Source organism: Pseudonocardia adelaidensis, from assembly GCF_039543345.1.
GTDB lineage: Bacteria > Actinomycetota > Actinomycetes > Mycobacteriales > Pseudonocardiaceae > Pseudonocardia > Pseudonocardia adelaidensis.
This window is the reverse complement of the sequence record NZ_BAABJO010000004.1, coordinates 236,921-256,987: the sequence shown is the minus strand read 5'-3', so window position 1 is coordinate 256,987 and position 20,067 is coordinate 236,921. Positions and strand designations below refer to the sequence as shown.

Sequence of the window (20,067 nt, the reverse complement as noted above, 5' to 3'; positions counted from 1 at the left end):
GCGGCGGGCTCCTCTCCTGGCGAGCCGGGACGGGTCAGACGTGGAAGCTGCGGGGGAACGCCGGGTCGGTCAGCGCGGGACGGGTGATCGTGAAGCGGTCGATCGGGTGCGCGGGCTCGCGGTCGAGCGCGAGGTCGGCCAGCAGGCCGCCGATGAGGGCTGCGAACTTGAAGGCGTGGCCTGCGCCGATGGCGACGACGATCTGCGGGTGCCCGGGCAGCCGGTCGAGGACGAAGCCCTGGTCCGGAGGCACGGTGTAGAGGCAGGTCTTCGAGTACAGCTCCGGCCCGCCGAATCGCGGGATGTGCCGGGCCACGAACTCGGCGTAGCGCGCGCGGCGAACCGGGTCCGGCTCGAAGGAGCGGTCGTCGGCGGTGGTCTCGTCCCCGCCCATGTGCTGTCCGAGCTTCGTGGCGACCTCGCCGTACACGGGGACGCCGTAGAAGTTGTGGTGCCCGTGCCACATGAACACCGGGAACCGCTCCGGTGCGAACTCGGCGAGGTGCGGGGTGGCGTAATAGGTGACCTGCTCGCGCAGCACGGTCAGCGGCAGCCGGACGCCGCTCTCGGCCAGGACCTGGTTGGTCCAGGCGTCCGCGGCCACGACGACCCGGTCGGCGAGTACGGTGCCGTCGTCGGTGACCACCGCGACCCCGGCTCCGTCGGGCCGCACCGCGCGCACCGGGGTGCGGGTGCGGACCTCGGCCCCGTGGGCCCTGGCCAGCGCGACGTGCACGGCGTTGGCCCGCGCGGCGTCGACGATGCCCGACTCGGACTGGTAGAGCGCCTGCTCGCTGCCGCCCACCCGGAACTGGGGCCAGCGGTCGACGAGCTCTTGGGCGTCGAGGAGTTCGTAGGCGACCCCGAAGCGGTCGAACACCGCCGTGTAGCCCTCGATGTTGCGGCTTCCGGTGTCGGTCGCCCGCCGCGCGTCCCGGTCCTCGATGACGAGCCCGCCGGTGCGGGTGACAATCCGCTGACCGGACTCGGCTTCGACCTCGGCCCACGCCTGGTAGGCCGGCGCCGCGAGGGCGGCGTACTCGGCCTGGTGCTGGGCGAGGCGGATGATCCGGGAGTGGTCCTGGGACGCACCGCGGTGGTGACCGAGGTCGAACTGCTCGATGCCGAGCACCCCGGGGCCGAGCTCGGTGGCGAGCCGGTGCAGCGCCGCGGAACCGAGACCGCCGAGACCGACGACGACTGCGCGATGGCGCGACATGCATCCCCCTGCTGGCCGAGCGCCCTGCCAGTGCTACCGCCTGCAGTGTCGACGGAGAAGACCGTTCGCGTCCATCGATGGTTCGAACCAGGAACCTTGTACGTTCCATACATGATCGATCGGCGGCTCCGCGTGCTCCAGGCGGTGGCGCGGCACCGGACCCTGACCGCGGCGGCGGAGGTCTGCCGGCTGACCCCGTCCGCCGTCTCGCACCAGATGCAGGCGCTGGCCCGGGAGCTCGGCGTCGTCCTGCTCGAACCCGCCGGGCGCGGGGTGCGGCTGACCGCCGCCGCCCGCACCCTGCTCGCGCACGGCGAGATCCTCACCGCTCAGTGGGAGCGCACGCGGGCCGACCTCGCCGCGCACCGCCCCGGCGACGTGGGCGGAGCGCTGCGCTTCTGCGGCTTCTCGACGGCGGCCGCAGCCGTCGTGCCCCAGGCGCTGGAACGGCTGCGCCGCGAGCACCCCGCGCTACGCCTGCACCTCCACGAGACCGAACCGGCGCGCGCGTTCGACCTGCTCGCCGCCGAGGACACCGACATCGTCGTGGTCGTCGCGACACCGGACATCCCACCGGCGTCCGACGCCGCCTTCGACCAACAGGTGCTCTTCGACGAGCCGCTGGACGTGCTCGTGGGGCCCGAGCACCCCGCGGTCGGCCGCGAGGACGTCGCACTCAACGAGTTCGCGGCCGATCCGTGGATCTGCAGCCAACCCGGACGCGCCTACCACCAGCTCGTCATGCTCGCCTGCACCAGCGCCGGTTTCGCGCCCGACGTCGCCCACCACGCCGACGAATGGGACACCGGCGCGGCTCTCGTCGCCCGCGGCTTCGGCGTCGCGCTCGTGCCGCGCCTCGCCGAGCTCCCCGCCCGGCACGACACGCGCCGCGTGCCGATCTGCGCCCCGCCGGCGCCGATCCGACGCGTGATCGCAGCCGTCAGGGCGGGGTCGGAGGCGCAACCCGCCGTCGCGGCGGGCCTCGACGCGTTGCGGCGGGTCTGCGCCTCGCGGGCCGAGCTCAGCGGGCACGTCTCCGCGGTGGACCCGTCCCGGGCCTAGGAGCGCCCCGAACCCTCCTAGTCGGCGCCGCTCCACAGCGGCTCCGCGACCGTGGCCCCGGAATGCGCGCCGGCCGGCGCCACCGCGTCCGACAGCGCATCGGTCAGCAACGCGACGAGCGCCTCGTGCTGCACGTCGGCGGACGACCCGACCTCCTCCTCCGAGCCGTCGAGCGCCTGGGCGGCGAGGCCCGCCTTGCTGTCGAGCAGCTCGGCGATGCGGGCGTCGATCGTCTGCGCGGCGATGATGCGCCAGGCGGTGACGGGCTGGGTCTGCCCGATGCGGTGGCTGCGGTCGATCGCCTGGGTCTGCTCGGCCGCGGTCCAGGAGAGCTCGGCGAGCACGAGGTCGGAGGCCACCTGGAGGTTGATGCCCACGCCTGCCGCGGTGAGCGAGCAGACCGCGATGGCGACCTCGGGGTCGTTGACGAAAGCGTCGATGTTGCGCTGCCGCACCGCGGGCGTCTGGTCGCCGCGGATCGACGAGAAGCGGACCCCCTGCTGGGCGAACGTCTCCTCGGCGGCGTCCATCACGTCGATGTGCTTGGCGAAGAAGACCACCTTGCCCGCGCTGCGCGCGAGCTGGACCGCGTAGTCGGCGGCGAGGCCCGCCTTCGCGGCGCCGATGCGCCGCATCATGCTGAAGACGTTCTCGCCTGCGCTGGACGTGGTGGCGTCCTTCTGCTCCCACCTGGCCACCTGGCGCACCAGGTCGTGGTCGATCCCCTCGGCGACGGCGTCGCCGCCGGACCGGCGGAGGGCGAGCGCGTCCTCGTACCGCGCCACCATCCGGCGGGCGAGCTCGCGCTCGGCCGCCCGGATCGACCGGCCCACCGCGCCGTCGAGCTCGACGGGGAGGTCGGCGATGCGGCGCGCGGGGATGTCCGCGGCCACGTCGACCTTGCGGCGACGGACGATGCCGAGATCGACGACGGACTGGCGGGCGGCGGCGTAGAACCCCGGGTCGGCGGGCGTCAGGCCGGTCTCGTCGAGCGCGTTCATCAGCTCGGCGAGCGGCTTGCGCTCGTCGATCCAGCCGAGGAACTGCCAGATGGCCCGGAAGTCGTCGATGTCGTTGATCAGCGGGGTGCCGGTGAGGGCCATCAGCAGCGGGCGCGCGGTGAACGACCGGATCCGCTCGGACAGCGCGAGTACGTTCCGCGAGCGTTGCGAGGACTTGTTCTTGATGAAGTGCGCCTCGTCGACGACCATGCCGCGCAGTCCGAAGTCGCCGAGCCAGCCCACGTGGCGGTCGAGCACCTCGTAGTTGACGACGACGATGTCGGCGAACCCGTCGATCGAATCGCCGTTGCCGTGGACCACCGTCGCCGAGCGGTGGGGCGTCCACATCGCGGCCTCGCGCGCCCAGTTCGTCTTCACGACGTTCGGCACGACGACGAGCAGCGGGTAGGCCTTCGCCGCCTCCGCGGCGAGCAGCGCCTGGGCCGTCTTGCCCAGGCCCGGCTCGTCGGCGAGCAGGAAGGTGCGGTGGCCGGCAGCGGCTGCGGCGACCAGCCGGGCCTGGTGCGGCATCAGCTCCATGCCGAGCGGCGTGAACCGGGAGGTCGGTGCGGGGAGGGCCATGCACGCCGTGGCGCCGCTGCCGGCGCGCTCGAACGAGCTGAGCAGCGGGCCGATCAGCTCCCAGGTGGCCAGGCGCGTCGGACGGCGTTCGCTGGGCCGCACGGCGGCGGCGTCCGGGGCGAGGAAGGGGTTGGCCAGCTGCCGGGAGACGACCGACCGCGGCACCACCCGGTGCTCGGTGGCGGCGGCCTCGGGCTCCGCTGGCGGGAGCTCGTCGGCGCTCGGCTCGATGCCCGCCGTCCGCAGCATGTCCCGCTTGACCGACCGGGCCTCGTCGGAGACGACGGCGTCCTCGGCGAGGAGGGCCATGAGCCCGGAGTCGCGCACAGCGCTCTTCGCGAGGTTCGTCGCGACGCCGTCGAGGCGCTTGAGCCGCTCGGCGCGGCGCGTGTCGCTGCTGTCCTCGTCCGCCCGGACCCTGGCGCGCTCCTCGCGCAGCAGCAGCGCGACGGCCTGGAACTTCGTGCGCGTCGCGGGCGTGACCCGGCCGCCGCGCAGCGCCGCATCGACCTCCCGCACGGCGCGGGCGAGAACCGCGTAGACGTCCGGTGTGACGTTCGCGTTGACGTCGTCGCGCCGGCCGTGCCGAAGCTGGCGCGGGGCGTTGCGGCGAGCCCTCGTCTGGGGCTGGCCTCGTCGGGCCACTGACTCCTCCTCCGGGTACGGCACGGCCGCCGTGGCAGTCGGGCCGCATGCAGTGCTGCGGTCGGGCGGTGGGTGTCGCGGGAGAGGGCCTGGACGGCTCCTCCGAGACGCGGGCGAACCCACGGGCCTGCGACGATCGGCCTCGCGCCGGACAGCCCCACCCGTGTGGCACCCGGCGCACCGGCCGGCCGTGGCCGGATGAGCGGCGGCCGCCGGGATCGGCTCTCCGGTAGAGCGTAGCGCGTACCGCCCGGTCCACGCCTGTGGCGCGCGGCTCCAGCGAGCCCCGGGTCACCGATCCCACCAACGCCGGGCGCCCCGCAGCCATTCCACCGCCGGCCCGGGAGGCGGCCGATGCCGCCCCGCCACGTTCAGGCGAGTGTGCCGAGGAAGTCGGAGAACGCTCGGTCCGTGCGGGCGCGGTCGCCGGTGGCGTCGAGGTCCATGAGGAGACCGCGGATGACCGCGAGGAGGAGGGTCGCGAGCTCCGGGCGGTGGATGCTGCGCAGGCCTTCTTCGAGCGGCCCGAGCCAGTCGGTCGTCGCCACCCGGCGGAAGTCGGGCCACAGCTGCTGGGCCGCGCTTTCCCGCAACTGCCCGAACAGCCGCAGATAGGGCTGCCCTTCGGGACCGGTCATGACGGTCCAGGCGCGCATCAGCGTGGCGGTGTAGGGCTCGTCGGGTCGCACGCGCAGCAGGTCGCCGAAGACGGTGAGCTGACGTTGCCGCGCCCGCCCGAGGACGGCGCGCAGCAAGGCGTCGCGGGTGCCGAAGTGGTAGATCAGCATGCGGGCCGAGGTGCCGGCGGCGGAGCCCAGCGGCTCGAGCCTGTCGGGAAGGCCGTGCGCGAGCGCGTGGTCGGTGCAGGCGTCGAGCAGCCGCTCCTTGATCTCCGGTTGCGGTCGCCGTCCCACGGGGACACGTTTTCACGTAACGGCTGATACGTCTACCGTCGGTCGAAAGGCTCGCGACAGACGCGGAGGTGGCGATGAGGGTCGTGTTCGTGCACGGGGCGTGCGTACGGGACGGTTGGTGGTGGTGGCACCGCATGACCGGGCTCCTGCAGGAGCGGGGGGTGCCGAGTGTGACCCCGGCGCTGCCGAGCTGCGGAGAGGCCGGCGTGCCGGGCGCTGCCGGTGGCCCCGGGCTGAGCGAGGACGTCGGCGCGGTGCGGCAGGTGCTGCAGGACAGCGACGAGCCGACCATCGTGGTCGCTCACAGCTACGGCGGCATCGTGACCGCGGAGGCGGCTGCGGGCGTCGGGTCCGTGCGTCACCTGCTGCTGATCTCCAGCTACCTGCCGGAGGTCGGGCAGAGCCTCTCGGAGTTCGGTGACGGGGCCCCGGCCCCGTTCCTCGACGTCGACCCCGACGCCGGGACGTTCGGGGTTCGCCCCGAGCTTCTGGTGGACACGTTCCTGCAGGACTGCAACGCCGACGTCCAGGCCGAGGCGGCGGACCACCTCGCCCGGCAGAACGTGCAGGTGACCGGGCAGCCGGTTCGGGCGGCCGCCTGGCACGACGTGCCCTCCACGTACCTCGTGTGCGCCGAGGACGCGGGCACCCCTGCCCGGTTGCAGCGCGAGTTCGCCCGCCGCGCAGGCCGGGTCGTCGAGCTCGACGCGGGCCACCACCCGTTCCTGTCCCAGCCCGTCGCTGTCCGCGACCTGCTGCTGAGCCTGTGAGGCGCCCGCCGGGGCCGGAGGAACCGGCTACGCAGGCAACTCCTGCCGGCGATGCCGGATGACGCTCGACCAGCCCGGTGGCCCGGACCCGCGCGACATCGCATCGCGCCCGGGTCTCATGTGCCCGTGGCGAGGGCGGCCGAGGTCTCGTAGAGGTCGCGCCGGAACCGTTCCTTGATCGTCGCCACCGCGACGAACGTCAGGGCCGCGCACGCGATGATGTACACCGCGACCGACCAGGACGCGCCGGTCGCCGCCAGCAGGGCCGTCATGACGAACGGGGCCAGCCCACCGGCGAAGACCGACGCGAACTGGTAGCCCAGCGACGCTCCCGAGTAGCGGACGTCGGCGGGGAACATCTCGGCGTAGAGGGTGGCCTGGGGCCCGTACATCGTGGCGTGGATGGTGAATCCGATGAGCAGCGCCAGGAACACCAGCGGCACCGAACCCGTGTCGACCAGCCAGAACATCGGGAACGCGAACAGGGCCATCAGCACCGTGCCGGTGAGGTAGAGGCGCTTGCGCGAACCCATCCGGTCGGTGAGCGCGCCGAACAGGGGCATGGTCACCACCTGGGTGAGCCCGGCCGCCATCACGCACCACAGGATCGCGGTGCGGGACATCCCGACGGTCTTGGTCGCGTAGTCCAGCATGCCGCTGATCAGGATGTAGAAGGTGGCGTTGACGACGAAGAAGGCGCCTGCGGCCTGCAGGATCTCCCGCCAGTAGCGCCGGACCGCCTCCACGAGCGGTGCCTTGCGGAGCCCGGCCTCCTGCCGGGATGCGCTCGACCGCTCCCGCAGCTCGCGGAACACCGGGGTGTCCTCGATGCGCAGCTGGATGTACGCGCCGATCACCACGAGCACGAGCCCGGACAGGAACGGGACCCGCCAGCCCCACGCGAGGAACTGGTCCTCGGTGAGCACGGCGGTGAGGACGAGGAAGAACACGTTGCCCGACACCGCGCCGAAGATCGCACCGGTCTGCACGAGGCTGCCGTAGAAGCCGCGCCGCTCGATGGGTGCGTGTTCGGTGAGCAGCAGCGCCGCGCCGCCCCACTGGGCCCCGACGCCGATGCCCTGGACGAGCCGGGCGACGACGAGCAGGGTCGGGGCCCACGACCCGATCACGTCGTACCCGGGCAGGACGCCGATCGCGAACGTGGCCAGCCCCATGATCAGCATGGCCCCGACGAGCGGGGGCTTGCGGCCGAGGCGGTCGCCGATGTGCCCGGCGATGATCCCGCCGAGCGGACGGGCGACGAACCCGACCGCGAACGTCGCGAACGACGCCAGCGTGCCGGCGACCGGGCTCACCGACGGGAAGAACAGGTGGCCGAAGACGAGCGCGGCGGCCGTCGCGTAGATGAGGAAGTCGAACCACTCGAGGGTCGTGGCGAACACCGCGGCGGCGGCGAGCCGTCCCATCCGCTGTGGGGGAGCGTGCTGGTCCATCTCTGTCCACCTCCGGGCTGCGCCAGTGCGGCCGTGGGGATGCGGGCTAGGTACGAACGATCGTTCACACGCTAGCCGAACCCGCTTCAGCGGGGAAGGGGGGCTTCCAGCAGCGCGAGTGCGTAGCGCGCCTGCTGCTCGGCGAGCTGCCCGCGCGAGAGCCGCCCGTCCGGCCGGTACCAGGAGGCGATCGCGCCGATCCCGGACAGGATCGCGCGGGCGGCGTCCGCGGCGTGGGGCGTGCGGAACTCCCCGCTCGACACACCCTGCGCGACGATCTCCTCGAACGTGGCCTGTGTCGTGTCGCGCTCGGCCACGAGTGCGGCGCGGTCGTCCGGCTCCAGGTAGCGCACCTCGTTCGTGGAGACGAGCATGGCGACCTGGTGGTCCACCACGAACCCGACGTAGGCGCGCACGGCCTCGCGCATCCGCGAGGACGCGTCGTCCCCCGCGTCGGCGACGGCGCGCCGCACCCGGGCCCGCAGTTCGTCGTTGGCGTGCCGCAGCACCTCGGCGAGGAGCCGGGACTTCGAGGGGAAGTAGTTGTAGAGGTTCGAGAGGCTGGTGCCCGCGAGCTTCGCGACGTCGCGCATCGACGCGCCGTTGAACCCCTTCCGGCCGAACGCCTCGAGCGCCGCGTTGAGGATGACCGCTTCGTTCCGCCGGCCGGTGTCGGCGATGAGGGTGGCGGAACGGGTGTTCATGTCGCCGAGCGTACGGCACCCACCAGCGGGCGCGGAGCACGCTTGACAGGGGTTCCGCAGGCATGCTTCGTTGAGTTGCAAGAACGTTCGTTCGTGTCGGAGGGGGCGGACATGGCCGGATCCGGCCCGTACTTCGAGGACTTCGAGGTCGGGCGCACCTTCACCGGTCCCGAACGCACGCTCTCCCCGGCCGACGTCGCCGCGTTCGCCGAGCTGAGCGGCGACCGCCATCCCCTGCACACCGCGTCCGGGTCGTCCGGTGGGCGGCCGCTCGTGCACGGGCCGCTCGGCATCGCCTGCTTCTTCGGCTGGCTGTTCGAGAGCGGGCTCGCCACCCATGTAGAGGCCGCCCTGGACACGCGCTGGCGCTACCTCGCGCCGCTCCACCCGGGCGACCGGGTGCGCTACGAGATGACGATCACCCGAGCCCGGCGCACGTCCGCACTGGTCAACGGCGTGATCGGACGGCACGTGCTCGTCCGGGACCAGCGGGACGTGATCGTCCAGGAGGGCGAGACCGCCGCACTGGTCACTGCTCGGGACGCCACCGGCGACGACGACCGGCGGATCGGGCGCGCGTTCCCCGGCGCCGCGTGGGCCGGCCGGCTGGGGGAGCGGCTCGCGGCCTCCCCGGCGTTCACCACCGCGACGAGCACGTGGGACGGCGCGATCGGCCTCGGATTCGGCGAGGACGTCGTCCAGTTCCGGATCTACCGCGGACGCGTGCTGGACTGCGGCGCCCGCACCCCGGCGGGGCCGACGTTCGTCCTCGGCGCCCCCGACATCACCTGGGTGCGGCTGCTGACCGGGCCGGTCAACGACTTCACGAAGCGGACGATGCGCGGCGAGTTCACCGTCAGCGGCAGTGCCTACGAGTACCTGCGGCTGACCGCCGCCCTCGTCGCGCTCGTCGACGAGGCCCGTGCGCTCGCCCGTGAGGAGGCGCCGTGATGCGAGCCCACGATCTCGAGGTGGCGGGGAGCCGCGCGTTCGTCCTGGAGGAGGGCCGGGGCGTCCCCGTGCTGTGCCTGCACACCGCGGGCCAGAACGGCGTCCAGTGGCGGGACGTGCAGTCCGAGCTGGCCGCACTCGGCTACCGCGTCGTCGTCCCCGATCTTCCGGGCCACGGACGGTCCGAGCCGGCCCCGAACGGGCCGGTGCGCGACCTCGGCGACTACGCCTCCTGGTGCGAGGAGCTGATGGGCCGGCTCGGCGTGGAGCGGCCGTTCGTCGTCGGGTGCTCGATCGGTGGGGCGATCGCGCTGCAGCTGGCCGTGCGCCGCGGCGATCGGCTGGCCGGCGTCGTCGCGATGGCGGCGCACGGCGGCACGGACACCGTCCGGATGCTCTCGGTCGGCGGCCTGGGACGCGAGCTGGTCGACGCCGCCGCGCCGAGCCGGTCGGACCGCACCTACCACGGCACGCTCGCCGTCGTGGGCTCGAGCGTGCCGCCGGGGCGGGCCGAGCTGATCGCGCGCATGCACCGGCGTGAGGACCCGGAGATCACCACCAGCGACCTCATCGGATGGGTCACCCACGATGTCCGATCCGGCCTGCCCGGCGTGGGCTGCCCCGTGCACCTCGTCGCGGGCGCCGACGACCTGTGGCTCGACGCGGCCGACGTCCGGCACGCCGCCGACCTGATCCCCGACGCCCGCTGCACGTTCCTCCCGGGCGTCGGCCACTACCCGATGGAGGAGCTCCCCGGCTTCGCGGCCACGCTGCACGCGTGGCTCACCGACCTGAGGAGGCCGGCATGACCCTCGGCGACCTGCTCGCGGACCTCGTCGACGAGCGCCCGGACGCCGTGCTCGTGATCGACGGGGAGGACGACGTCCGGGTCACCCGCGGCGAGTTCCTCGCGCGCACCGCCGCGCTGCGGGACGTCCTGCGCGAGCGCGGCGTCGGGGAGGGCGACTGCGTCGGCGTCATGCTGCCGAACTGGTCCGACGCGCTGGTCTGGCAGTTCGCGGCGGCCGCGCTCGGCGCGCACGTCATCGGCATCAACACCCGTTACGGCACCGGCGACATCGCGCACGTGCTGGAGAAGGCACGCCCGGCGGTCGTCGCAGTGGCGCACGACTTCCTGGGCATCGACCTGGCAGGCCGGCTGCGCGCCGCGCTGCCCGAGGCGGGCGTCCCCGCACCGGAGGTGGCCGTGGTCGCCGGCCCGGGGCGCCCGCCCGTCGACGCGGCTGCCGCGGCTCGGCACGACGTGGGTGCGGGCGCCTGGGTCCCGCCGGAGCCGACCGGCCCGGTGCCCGACCCGGCCACGCTGCGCGGCGGACCCGACGCGCTCGCCGTGGCGTTCACGACGTCCGGGTCCACCGGACGGCCGAAGCTCGCCGCCCACCTGGGCAGCGGCGTCGCGACGCACGCGCGGGCGGTCGCCGCGGCGGGCGGGTGGGACGAGTCGTGCGTCAGCCTCGTCGTGCTCCCGCTGTCCGGGGTTTTCGGGTACGTGCCGGCGATCGCCGCGATCGCGGCCGGGGGCGCCGTCCTGCTGGAACCGCGCTTCGACCCGGCGCAGGTGCTGCGCCACATGACGCGGCACCGCGTCACCCACCTCGCGTGCGCCGACGACATCAGCGGCCGGCTGATGGACGCGTGGCGTGCGCAGCCCGTCGACCTGTCGTCCTGGCGACGGCTGCTGCTCGCCGACTTCTACGGCAGCTCCGCCGCCGTCGCCGCGTGGGCCGAGGACGAGACGGCCACGCCGGCCTACGGCGTCTACGGCTCCAGCGAGCTGTTCGCGCTCATATCGTTCTGGCACCCGGCCGACCCGCGACCCCAGCGGTGGCGCGGCGGCGGCCGGCCGGTCTCGGACGGCATCGAGGTGCGCGCGGTCGACCTGTTCACCGGCGAGTCGCTCACCGGCGACGAGCCGGGCGAACTGCAGTTCCGCGGGTACAACGTCGTCGACGGCTACCTCGGTGACCACGACGGGGAGACCCGCGCCGCCGCCTTCACCGAGGACGGCTGGTTCCGGTCCGGGGACCTGGGCACCGCGCACCCCGACGGCTCCTTCGGCTACCTGAACCGCATCGGCGACTCGCTGCGGCTCAAGGGGTTCCTCGTCGATCCCGCCGAGATCGAGAACCGGCTGGCCGAGCACCCGGACGTCGGCCGTACGAAGGTCGTCGGGATCACCGTGTCGGGCGAGACGCGCGCGGTCGCGTTCGTCGAGCCCGCGGAAGGTGCCACCCCCGACCCCGCGGTGCTGCGCGACTGGTGCGCGGCATCGCTCGCGCGTTTCAAGGTCCCCGAGTCCGTGCACGTCATCCCCGAGATGCCGACGACCGTCGGGACCAACGGCTCGAAGATCCGGGCTGCCGCCCTGCGCACGCTCGCGGAACAGCTGGCGGCGCAGGAGGCCTGAGAGCGGCGCAGCCGGTCACCGCAACGGGTTGGTGGCGATCAGTTCAGGCGGGATCCCCCCGGTGAGCACCGCGTCGGCGATCAGCTGCCCGGTGAGCGGTCCGAGAACGATGCCCCACATGCCGTGCCCACCCGCGACGAACACGCGCGCGGAGGCGGTGGGGCCGATCAGCGGAAGGCCGTCGGAGGTGCACGGGCGGGAGCCGACCCATTCGTCGTGGCGGTCGTCGAGGTCGAGGCCGCGCAGGAACGGGGCGACGGCGTCGACGATGGCGCGGATGCGCCGCGGGTCGAGCGGTTCGTCCGGGCGCCGGAACTCCATCATCCCCGCCACCCGGAGCCGTCCCGCGAGCGGCGTGCACGCCACCCGCTGGGTGGGCAGGTAGACGGGGCCGGCAGGCAGCTGCGGTGCGGTCACGCTGAAGCTGTAACCGCGCCCGGCCTGGACGCAGCGGCGTACGCCGTATCGCCGGGTGAGCCGGTTGAGCTCGGCGCCCGTGGCCACCACGACCGCGTCGAAGCGGTGCGCGCCCTCGTCGGTGTGCAGCGTCACGAGGTCGCCGCGGTCGAGGACGTCGCGCACCGCGAGGCCGACCCGGAGGGTGCCCCCGCGCTCCTGCACGGCGGCCGCGAGGGCTCCGACGAACCGCGGGGGATCGATGAACCGCTGCCCGTGCAGCTGCAGCGCCGCCCCGACCTCGGCGGTGAGCGCGGGTTCGCGCCGCCGGGCCTCGGCACCGTCGAGCACCTCGACGTCCACCTTCTGGCCGATCGACTCCATCTCCGCGAGCTCCGCCAGCAGCGCCCGGCGATCGGTCTCCGCGCGGAAGCAGGCGAGGAACGGTTCGGCCGACCGGGTCGGCGCGGGCACCCCGCCCGCGTCGAGCACGTCGAAGGCGTCGAGGGCGCGGTCGTTGAACGCGAGGTAGGCGGCCATGGCGCGCCGCCACCGCGCACCGGTGCAGTGCCGGGCGAAGCCGGCGAGGAAGCGCCACAGCGCCGGATCGGCGCGGAGCGGGACGTAGACGGGCGACTCCGGGCTGAGGACGGCGCGCAGTCCGTACCGCAGCACCGCGGGTTCGGGAAGCGGTGTGGTGAGGGCCGGGGCGAGCCATCCGGCGTTGCCCCAGGACGCACCAGCGGCGACCCCGCCCCGGTCGAACACGGTGACGTCGGTTCCCCGCTCCTGCAGGAACCAGGCCGTGGCCAACCCCACCATGCCGGCACCGACGACCGCGACCCGTTGCGCTCTCACCGGCGGGCCCCCGTTCGAGATCACGACTGCATCTCCTCCTCGTCCGAGCCCCACTGTCCCGGCGGCACCCCGGCCGGACAGGGGTGGTACCGGGCAACGTTCGACCTGCTGAAGCTGCCGGCCATCGGCAATGTACGCATGAAGACAGCGCTCGAAGACCATCCGTGGGGACGGGCATCTGCCGAGGCTCGGCAGCCCGGAGGCCGTGTCGCGTTGCACCTGGACCCGGCGGCGGCGTACGGTCGAGGCGAGCACGGCCCGTAGCGGGGCCGTGCTTCTGTGCATCTGGTGCCGCTGCCCGTCCACCGGCGCGGCAGGAGCGCGACGCAACCCACGGATCGAGGAGCACGGGTGTGACCGGAACCCAGCAGGTCTGGCTGACCCAGGACGCGTACGAGCGTTTGACCGCCGAGCTGCGCGAGCTCCTCCGGCAGCGAGCCGAACACGCCGAGCGGCAGGCGGGCGACGAGCTGCACGTGGGGGAGGAACGCGAACGCAGCCAGCGCATCCGCAAGCTCCAGGAGCTGCTGCAGGACCCCGTCGTCGGGCGGGAGCCGCCCGACGACGGCATCGTGGAGCCGGGGATGGTCGTCACGGTCCGGTACGAGAACGAGGAGGAGACCGAGACGTTGCTGTTCGCCGAGCGGGACGAGGGCGTCCCGCCCGGCATCGAGGTCTGCTCCCCCGGTTCCCCGCTGGGCCGCGCCCTCGTGGGCGCGGAGGAGGGGGAGCAACGCTCCTATCCGCTGCCGGACGGGCGGACGATGGCGGTGTGGGTCGTGCGGGCCGTGCCGTACGGCAGCGCGGCGGCCGGGTGATCCGTCAGCGGTCCACCGTCAGCTCGCGCTCCGGCCAGCCGAGCAGCCTTGCACCGAGCACCGCGGCGTGCACGGTGAACCGCTGCGCGGGATCGGCGGGGTCGTACCCGGTGAGGGTCTTGATCCGGTCGAGGCGGTAGGTGACGGCGCGGACGGACAGGTGCAGCCTGCGCGCCGTCTCCGTGGTGACGCTGCCCGAGGTGAAGTAGGCGTCGAGCGTCGCGAGGAGCGGCTCGGCCCCGCCGCGCGCACGCACCAGCTGACCCAGCACGGACTGGACGAGGTCGGCGATCGCCGGCTGGTCCCGGAGCAGCACCCGGTAGATGAGCAGCTGCTCGGCTTGGATCAGCGGGCTGTCGAGACGCAACCGCACGGCCATCGTGAGGCCCTCGCGGGCCTCCTCGTAGGAGCGGGCGATCCCGTACGAGCCGAGGTACGGGCGGCCGACCGTCACCCGCCACGGCCGGCCGCCCGAGTGCTCGAGCTCCTCGAGCAGGAGGTCGCCGAGCGTCTTCGGTCCGGTCCGCGGCCCGGGGACGTCGGTGTCCGCCGGGGCGACGGCGACGATCCAGCCGTCCTTGGTGGCGACCAGTACGTCGCGATCGCCCGCCCACTGCACGACGGCGCGCTCCACGGAGCTGATCGTCGCCTCGCTCTCGTTGAGCTCGCCGGCCGGTGCGGCCAGCGCGACCTGGTGCGGCCGGGCCATGTCGAGGCCGAAGGGCTCTGCGCGGTCCACGAGACGGCCGACGTCGGCGTCGCCCCGGAGCAGGTCCTCGATGAACTCGCGCCGCAGGTTCTCCTCCCACCGCACCATCTGCCTGCGGGCCTCGGTGTACGCCTCCACCAGACGCGCGACGGCCTCGTCCACCACGTGCAGCACGGCGGCGGCCGCGACACGCACGCCCTCGCTGTCGCGGGAGCGCACGACCGCCGGGAGCTCCTGCCACATCCGCCGGGCCGCCGACAGGTACAGCTGCACGACGCTGCCGGCCGACACGCCCAACTCGGCCGCTCGCCGCCCCAGCAGCCCGACGGCGTCGAGCTCGAGGGCATCGGGCTTCCGACCGGACGCCGCGGCCTCGGCGATGAGCGGGAGGTAGTCGCCGAGGAGCTCGATCGGGACGTCGCCCACCTCACGACAGGCGCCGCGGGCGACGTCCTCCAACCAGGAGTCGCCGTCGGAGCCGTGGTCGTTCCCGGCCCGTACGCGGGGGCGAATGCTGCTGTCCGTCACGGCGCTCCCAGGTCCACAGGCTGCCGGTCCCTGGCAACCTACCCCGGTGCCGGGCGGAGCTCACCTTCGCCGGTTCGGCAGCGGGCAGGGGCGAGCCCGGCCCGTCGGCGTTCGACCTCATCGGCGTTCGACCATCACCGGCGTTCGACGTGGGCGCGGACGCGGGTGCCGTCCTCGCTGGTCCAGCCCTTGCTCGCCGCGTAGCCGAGCATCGCCGCGAGATCATCCGGCCAGCCGGGGCCGACGCGGCCTGCGGCCATTCGCCGGACCGCGTCCACCGCAACCACGAGGTGGCCACCACCGGGGAGGAGCTCGCCGATACCCGCCCGCTCGACGATCGCGGCGAGGTCGTCGACGCCGAGGTCGGCGGGGCAGACCGCCGAGAAGGATCGGGTGTCCTGCGGATCGACGAGCTCGACGGAATCGGCGGTGAGGCGGAAGTACAAGGCTGTCGCCTGACGGATCGCTCCCGATGAGCGGGAGGGAGTGCGCGCCCGCACGATGGGGGAGGTGTTCGTTCTCCGGCCGAGCTTCGCACGCGCGGGCCGCACCGTTCCGGGATCTTCCGGGGCGCTTGCGCCGCGGCGGCATTGTCGGACAGTATGCTGGTCTGGCAATCCCGGGGAAGGTTCGCTGCTGCGTCCCGTGGTCACGGTGCTGCTGTGCTCGGCCGTGCAGGGTGTGAAGGAGTGCGATGGCGTACGAGGTCCTCGCCGTCCGGTACGGGACGCGGGTCGCGACCAAGGCCGAGAGCTACCTGAACTACCACGTCTACGGCGAGCCGGACGAGTCGTTCGAGATGGACTACTCCTTCTGGTTGGTCCGGGGGCCGCAGCGCACGGTCCTCTTCGACTGCGGCTTCGACGCGGAGGTGGGCAGGCGGCGCGGGCGCACCACGCTGGTCGACCCGCTCGTCGCGCTGTCGGCGCTGGGCGTCGAGCCGGACGGCATCGACCAGGTCGTGGTCACCCACGCCCACTACGACCACATCGGCAACCTGCACCGCTTCCCCACTGCCGAGGTCGTGATCGCCCGTCGCGAGTACGAGTTCTGGGCCGGGCCGTACGGGCGGCGGCTCCAGCTGGCCCACTCCACGGAGCCCGACGAGCTCGCGCACCTGGTGACCACGCGGGAGCAAGGGCGTCTGCGGTTGGTCGAGGACACGCTCGACCTCGCCCCGGGGATCGAGTTGGTGGTGGTCGGGGGGCACACGCCGGGCCAGATGGTGGCGCAGGTGGCGGTCGACCGTCCCGGCGGTGGCCGGGGCGCGGTCGTCCTCGCGGCCGACGCACTGCACTTCTACGAGGAGCTGGAGCGGGACCGGCCGTTCTTCGTGGTCGCGGACCTGATCGACATGTACCGCGGGTTCGACCTGCTGCGCGAGATGACCGAGGACGAGGGCCGGCTGCTCGTGGCGGGCCACGACGCCGAGGTGCGCACCCGGTTCACCCGCCGGCTCCCGGGGCTCAGCGGGGAGCTCGCCGACCTGGTCGTCCCGATCGCGGGCGCGACCGACCCGAAGGAGGACCGATGAGTCTGGCCGGCAAGGTCTGCCTGATCACGGGCGCCGCGGGGGGCCTCGGTTCCGCGACCGCGCGCCGGCTCGCGTCCGAGGGCGTGCGGCTCGTCCTCACCGACGTCGACGGCGACCGGCTGGCGGCGCTCGCGAAGGAGCTGCCCCAGGAGGCGGTCGTCCACGCCGGTGACGTCGCGAACGAGGCGGACGTCGACGCGGCGGTGGCCGCGGGCGTCGCGGCGTTCGGCCGGATCGACCTGCACCACCTCAACGCGGGGATCCCCGGTCCGCTGGTGCGCCTGACCGAGCTGTCGGTGGAGGACTGGGACCGGGTGATCGGCGTCAACCTGCGCGGGGTGTTCCTCGGTGTGCGCGCGGCCTTCCGCCAGTACGAGCGGCAGGGCGGCGGGGGAGCGATCGTGCTGACCGCGTCGATCGCGTCCCTGCGCGGGAGCGACGACCTGCTCGCCTACCAGGCCTCCAAGCACGGCGTGCTGGGCCTGCTCAAGGGCGCGGCGCTCTACGGCGGTCCGATCGGGGTGCGGGTCAACGCGGTCGCGCCCGGGATCGTGCCCACGGCGCTCTTCGGTGGGGCGGGCGGGGCGCCCGGTGGTGGCGACGACATGGTGCGCAGGGCCGCGACGAGCCCCTTGCGCCGGCCCGGGACGGGCGAGGAGATCGCATCGGTCGTCGCGTTCCTGCTGGGTGACGGCGCCTCCTACGTGACGGGGGAGGTGGTCTCGGTGGACGGTGGGGCCGCGGCGGTGAGCATCGTGCGACCGTCGGGCGGCGCCGGGGCGTGGGACCCGCGGCCCGGCGACGTGCGGATGCACCCGGAGCTCGCGTGACAACGGCCGACGCGAGGGAGGAAGGCGCATGACACAACAGCGGACCGTCGGGTTCGTGGGTCTGGGCAACATGGGCGGGCGGATGACCCGCCGCCTCGTCGGCGCCGGGATCGAGGTGATCGGGTACGACCCGCGGCCGGGTGCGGCGGAGAGCGTCGGCGCGACGTCCGCGGCCGGCCCGGCCGACGTCGCCCGCCGGGCGCGGGTCGTGCTGATGTCGTTGCCCGACAGCCACGTGGTGGAGCCGGTCGTCCGGGGGGCCGACGGGCTGCTGGCCGGAGCGAGCGCCGGGACGATCGTCGTCGACCTGTCGACGGCCTCGCCCGCGTCGACGGTGCGGCTGCACGACGAGGCCGCCGCGAAGGGGGTGCGGTACCTCGACGCCGGCATCTCGGGGGGCGCGGCAGCCGCCGAGAAGGGCACGCTGACGATCATGGCGGGTGGTGACGCCGGCGCACTCGCCGAGATCGCGTGGGTCATGGGGCCCATCGCGGCGCACGTGCACCACATGGGGCCGTCCGGCGCCGGTCACACGGCGAAGCTGCTCAACAACTTCCTCAACGCGGTCAGCCTCGCGGCCACCGCCGAGGTGATGGTCGCGGGCCGCAAGTCGGGCCTCGACCTGGCCCAGCTGCTCGACGTGATCAACACCAGCAGCGGGGTCAACTTCGCGACCACGAACCGGTTCCCGCACATCGTCCGCGGGGACTACCTCGAGGGCGGCCTCACCGGCCGCCTCATGACGAAGGACGTCGCGCTCTACGTCGACCTGCTCGGCCGGCTCGGGGTGCCCAGCCTGAACGCCGCGGGGCCGCTCGCGAGCTTCGGGCTCGCCGAGAACCTCGGTTACGGCGACCAGATCAGCAACCGGGTCGTCGACGCGATCGGCGACGTGGCAGGCGGCGTGCGCGTGCACGAGACGAAGGAGTAGCGGAGTGCAGATCGTGCGGGGGCGGGCCCCCGAGACCGTCCCGACCCAGAACCGCAGCGAGACCTTCACCGGCACGGTGTGGGGAGACCCCGTGCTGCCCACCACCGAGGGCAACACGATCAACTCCGTGACGTTCACGCCGGGCGCACGGACCTACTGGCACCACCACACCCACGGGCAGATCCTCGTCGTCACGGCGGGACGCGGCTGGGTGTGCACCCACGGCGAGACGCCCCAGGTCATCCGCGCCGGGGACGTCGTGTGGGTGCCGCCCGGGGAGCGGCACTGGCACGGCGGCACCGTCGACACGATCATGACGCACCTCGCGGTGTCGCTCGGCCCGACGGTGTGGCTGCACGAGGTGAGCGAGGACGAGTACCGCGCGGCGTCGACCGGCGCGGTGGAGGGGACTCCGGCAGATGAGTGACGGGAACGGCGCGGTCCACCCGGCGGACGAGCGTTTCGAGCGCGGGCTGTCGATCCGCAAGGAAGTGCTGGGCGGCGCCCACGTGGAGCGCTCGCTCGCCGCGGTCAGCGACTTCTCCCGGCCGATCCAGGAGTTCGTGACCGGCGCGTGCTGGGGTGACATCTGGGGCAGGCCGGGGCTCGACCGGCGCACGCGCAGCCTGCTCAACCTCGTCATGCTCACGGCGCTGGGGCGCAACCACGAGCTGGGCGTGCACGTGCGGGGCGCGATCACGAACGGGGCCACCGAACTGGAGATCCAGGAGGCGCTGCTGCAGGCCGCCATCTACTGCGGGGTGCCTGCGGCGCTGGAATCGTTCCGCGTTGCGGAGCGGGTGCTCGGCGAGATCGCCGCGGAGCGCGGCGATGGCTGAGCAGGACGGCCCCGCGCTGCCGGGCACCATCGGGTTCGTCGGCCTCGGGCGCATGGGGGAGCCGATGGTGCGGCGGCTCGCCGCCGCGGGCGTCACCGTGCGCGGCCACGACGCGTTGCCGCGCCCGGCGCTCGCGGACGTCGTGACGCTCGTGGACAAGGCGGCCGACGTCGCCGACGGTGTCCCGGTCGTGATCCTCATGCTGCCGGACTCGAACGTCGTCGACGCCGTGGTCCGGGACGCGGGTCTGCTCGACGCGCTCGCTCCCGGCACCGTGCTCGTCGACATGGGCTCGTCGGAGCCGCTGCGGACGCGCTCCCTGGCCGAGGAGGTGGCCTCCCGCGGTGCCGTGCTCGTCGACGCTCCCGTATCGGGAGGGGTCACGGGCGCCACCGCCGGCACCATGACGATCATGGTGGGCGGCCCGGACGACACGGTCGCGGCGCTCACGCCGCTGCTGGCCGTGCTCGGCCGGGTGCGGCACGTCGGAGGGGTCGGCGCAGGGCACGCGCTCAAGGCTCTGAACAACATGATGTCCGCGGCGCACCTGCTGGCCAGCTCCGAGGCGCTGCTGGCCGGGCAGCGGTTCGGGCTCGACCCCGCCGTGATGCTGGACGCCGTCAACGGGTCCAGCGGTCGCAGCGGGTCCACCGAGAACAAGTGGCCGAACTTCGTGCTGCCCGGGACGTTCGACTCGGGCTTCGCGCTGACCCTGATGCTCAAGGACATCCGCATCGCGCTCGGACTGGCCGAGGCGACCGGCACGCCGTCGGCGCTCTCGGCCCGCACCGTCGAGCTGTGGGCCGAGGCGGCCGCCGCGCTGGGCCCCGATGCGGACCACACCGAGATCGTGCGATGGTTGAGGAGAACGGACCCCTCGACGGGAGAATGAGC

At 73.6% G+C, this 20,067-nt stretch carries 20 protein-coding genes; 12 read left to right on the top strand and 8 right to left on the bottom strand.

Features of this window, described 5'->3' with window-relative positions:
* Window positions 1–34 precede the first annotated feature (34 nt).
* Complete coding sequence (solA, locus tag ABEA81_RS06860) at window positions 35–1,219, bottom strand: N-methyl-L-tryptophan oxidase (RefSeq protein ID WP_345603963.1); 1,185 nt, start codon at window positions 1,217–1,219, stop codon at window positions 35–37.
* A 111-nt stretch (window positions 1,220–1,330) separates the two neighbouring features.
* On the opposite strand from solA, the gene ABEA81_RS06855 reads away from it, so the two are divergent.
* Window positions 1,331–2,281: a LysR family transcriptional regulator gene (locus ABEA81_RS06855; protein ID WP_345603962.1), complete on the top strand. Its 951-nt coding sequence runs from the start codon at window positions 1,331–1,333 to the stop codon at window positions 2,279–2,281.
* Window positions 2,282–2,298: 17 nt separating this feature from the next.
* Here ABEA81_RS06855 and ABEA81_RS06850 read toward each other — a convergent pair whose 3' ends face one another.
* Both ABEA81_RS06850 and ABEA81_RS06845 read right to left on the bottom strand, forming a co-directional pair.
* Window positions 2,299–4,509 carry a DEAD/DEAH box helicase gene (locus ABEA81_RS06850; RefSeq protein ID WP_345603961.1) on the bottom strand — a complete coding sequence of 737 codons (2,211 nt, stop codon included), beginning with the start codon at window positions 4,507–4,509 and terminating at the stop codon, window positions 2,299–2,301.
* Window positions 4,510–4,880: 371 nt separating this feature from the next.
* On the bottom strand, window positions 4,881–5,423 hold the full coding sequence (locus ABEA81_RS06845) for a TetR/AcrR family transcriptional regulator (RefSeq protein WP_345603960.1): 543 nt from the start codon (window positions 5,421–5,423) through the stop codon (window positions 4,881–4,883).
* A 74-nt stretch (window positions 5,424–5,497) separates the two neighbouring features.
* On the opposite strand from ABEA81_RS06845, the gene ABEA81_RS06840 reads away from it, so the two are divergent.
* Window positions 5,498–6,193, top strand: a complete 696-nt coding sequence (locus ABEA81_RS06840) for an alpha/beta fold hydrolase (protein ID WP_345603959.1) — start codon at window positions 5,498–5,500, stop codon at window positions 6,191–6,193.
* Window positions 6,194–6,309: 116 nt separating this feature from the next.
* Here the strand turns inward: ABEA81_RS06840 and ABEA81_RS06835 are convergent, their stop codons facing one another.
* Both ABEA81_RS06835 and ABEA81_RS06830 read right to left on the bottom strand, forming a co-directional pair.
* Window positions 6,310–7,647 carry an MFS transporter gene (locus ABEA81_RS06835; protein WP_345603958.1) on the bottom strand — a complete coding sequence of 446 codons (1,338 nt, stop codon included), beginning with the start codon at window positions 7,645–7,647 and terminating at the stop codon, window positions 6,310–6,312.
* A gap of 86 nt (window positions 7,648–7,733) precedes the next feature.
* Entirely contained in the window at window positions 7,734–8,351 is a 618-nt protein-coding gene (locus tag ABEA81_RS06830; RefSeq protein ID WP_345603957.1) for a TetR family transcriptional regulator, read from the bottom strand.
* A 93-nt stretch (window positions 8,352–8,444) separates the two neighbouring features.
* Here ABEA81_RS06830 and ABEA81_RS06825 point away from each other — a divergent pair, with 93 nt between their 5' ends.
* The 3 genes from ABEA81_RS06825 to ABEA81_RS06815 are packed head-to-tail and all read left to right on the top strand — an operon-like array spanning window position 8,445 to window position 11,730.
* Entirely contained in the window at window positions 8,445–9,302 is an 858-nt protein-coding gene (locus ABEA81_RS06825) for a MaoC family dehydratase (protein WP_345603956.1), read from the top strand.
* Window positions 9,302–10,111: an alpha/beta fold hydrolase gene (locus ABEA81_RS06820; RefSeq protein ID WP_345603955.1), complete on the top strand. Its 810-nt coding sequence runs from the start codon at window positions 9,302–9,304 to the stop codon at window positions 10,109–10,111. Before ABEA81_RS06825 ends, ABEA81_RS06820 begins: the two co-directional genes overlap by 1 nt.
* Entirely contained in the window at window positions 10,108–11,730 is a 1,623-nt protein-coding gene (locus tag ABEA81_RS06815) for an AMP-binding protein (RefSeq protein WP_345603954.1), read from the top strand. The genes ABEA81_RS06820 and ABEA81_RS06815 overlap by 4 nt, the downstream gene beginning before the upstream one ends.
* A 15-nt stretch (window positions 11,731–11,745) precedes the next feature.
* Here ABEA81_RS06815 and ABEA81_RS06810 read toward each other — a convergent pair whose 3' ends face one another.
* A complete protein-coding gene (locus ABEA81_RS06810) occupies window positions 11,746–13,008 on the bottom strand; it encodes an NAD(P)/FAD-dependent oxidoreductase (protein WP_345603953.1) in 1,263 nt (420 codons plus the stop codon).
* Window positions 13,009–13,337: 329 nt separating this feature from the next.
* On the opposite strand from ABEA81_RS06810, the gene ABEA81_RS06805 reads away from it, so the two are divergent.
* Entirely contained in the window at window positions 13,338–13,802 is a 465-nt protein-coding gene (locus ABEA81_RS06805; protein WP_345603951.1) for a GreA/GreB family elongation factor, read from the top strand.
* Window positions 13,803–13,806: 4 nt separating this feature from the next.
* On the opposite strand, the gene ABEA81_RS06800 is transcribed toward ABEA81_RS06805, so the two are convergent.
* Both ABEA81_RS06800 and ABEA81_RS06795 read right to left on the bottom strand, forming a co-directional pair.
* Window positions 13,807–15,039: a PucR family transcriptional regulator gene (locus ABEA81_RS06800; RefSeq protein ID WP_345603950.1), complete on the bottom strand. Its 1,233-nt coding sequence runs from the start codon at window positions 15,037–15,039 to the stop codon at window positions 13,807–13,809.
* A 134-nt stretch (window positions 15,040–15,173) separates the two neighbouring features.
* Window positions 15,174–15,485 (bottom strand): hypothetical protein, encoded by a 312-nt coding sequence (locus ABEA81_RS06795; protein ID WP_345603949.1) that lies wholly within the window; start codon window positions 15,483–15,485, stop codon window positions 15,174–15,176.
* A 248-nt stretch (window positions 15,486–15,733) separates the two neighbouring features.
* Between ABEA81_RS06795 and ABEA81_RS06790 the strand changes: the two genes are divergently transcribed.
* The 6 genes from ABEA81_RS06790 to ABEA81_RS06765 are packed head-to-tail and all read left to right on the top strand — an operon-like array spanning window position 15,734 to window position 20,065.
* Window positions 15,734–16,573 (top strand): N-acyl homoserine lactonase family protein, encoded by an 840-nt coding sequence (locus ABEA81_RS06790; RefSeq protein WP_345603948.1) that lies wholly within the window; start codon window positions 15,734–15,736, stop codon window positions 16,571–16,573.
* Window positions 16,570–17,403, top strand: coding sequence for an SDR family NAD(P)-dependent oxidoreductase (locus ABEA81_RS06785; RefSeq protein WP_345603947.1), 834 nt, complete (start codon window positions 16,570–16,572; stop codon window positions 17,401–17,403). The genes ABEA81_RS06790 and ABEA81_RS06785 overlap by 4 nt, the downstream gene beginning before the upstream one ends.
* Window positions 17,404–17,431: 28 nt before the next feature.
* Window positions 17,432–18,334 carry an NAD(P)-dependent oxidoreductase gene (locus ABEA81_RS06780; protein WP_345603946.1) on the top strand — a complete coding sequence of 301 codons (903 nt, stop codon included), beginning with the start codon at window positions 17,432–17,434 and terminating at the stop codon, window positions 18,332–18,334.
* A gap of 4 nt (window positions 18,335–18,338) precedes the next feature.
* Complete coding sequence (locus ABEA81_RS06775; RefSeq protein WP_345603945.1) at window positions 18,339–18,761, top strand: cupin domain-containing protein; 423 nt, start codon at window positions 18,339–18,341, stop codon at window positions 18,759–18,761.
* Window positions 18,754–19,173 (top strand): carboxymuconolactone decarboxylase family protein, encoded by a 420-nt coding sequence (locus tag ABEA81_RS06770; protein ID WP_345603944.1) that lies wholly within the window; start codon window positions 18,754–18,756, stop codon window positions 19,171–19,173. The genes ABEA81_RS06775 and ABEA81_RS06770 overlap by 8 nt, the downstream gene beginning before the upstream one ends.
* Window positions 19,166–20,065 (top strand): NAD(P)-dependent oxidoreductase, encoded by a 900-nt coding sequence (locus ABEA81_RS06765; protein ID WP_345603943.1) that lies wholly within the window; start codon window positions 19,166–19,168, stop codon window positions 20,063–20,065. Before ABEA81_RS06770 ends, ABEA81_RS06765 begins: the two co-directional genes overlap by 8 nt.
* Window positions 20,066–20,067 lie beyond the last annotated feature (2 nt).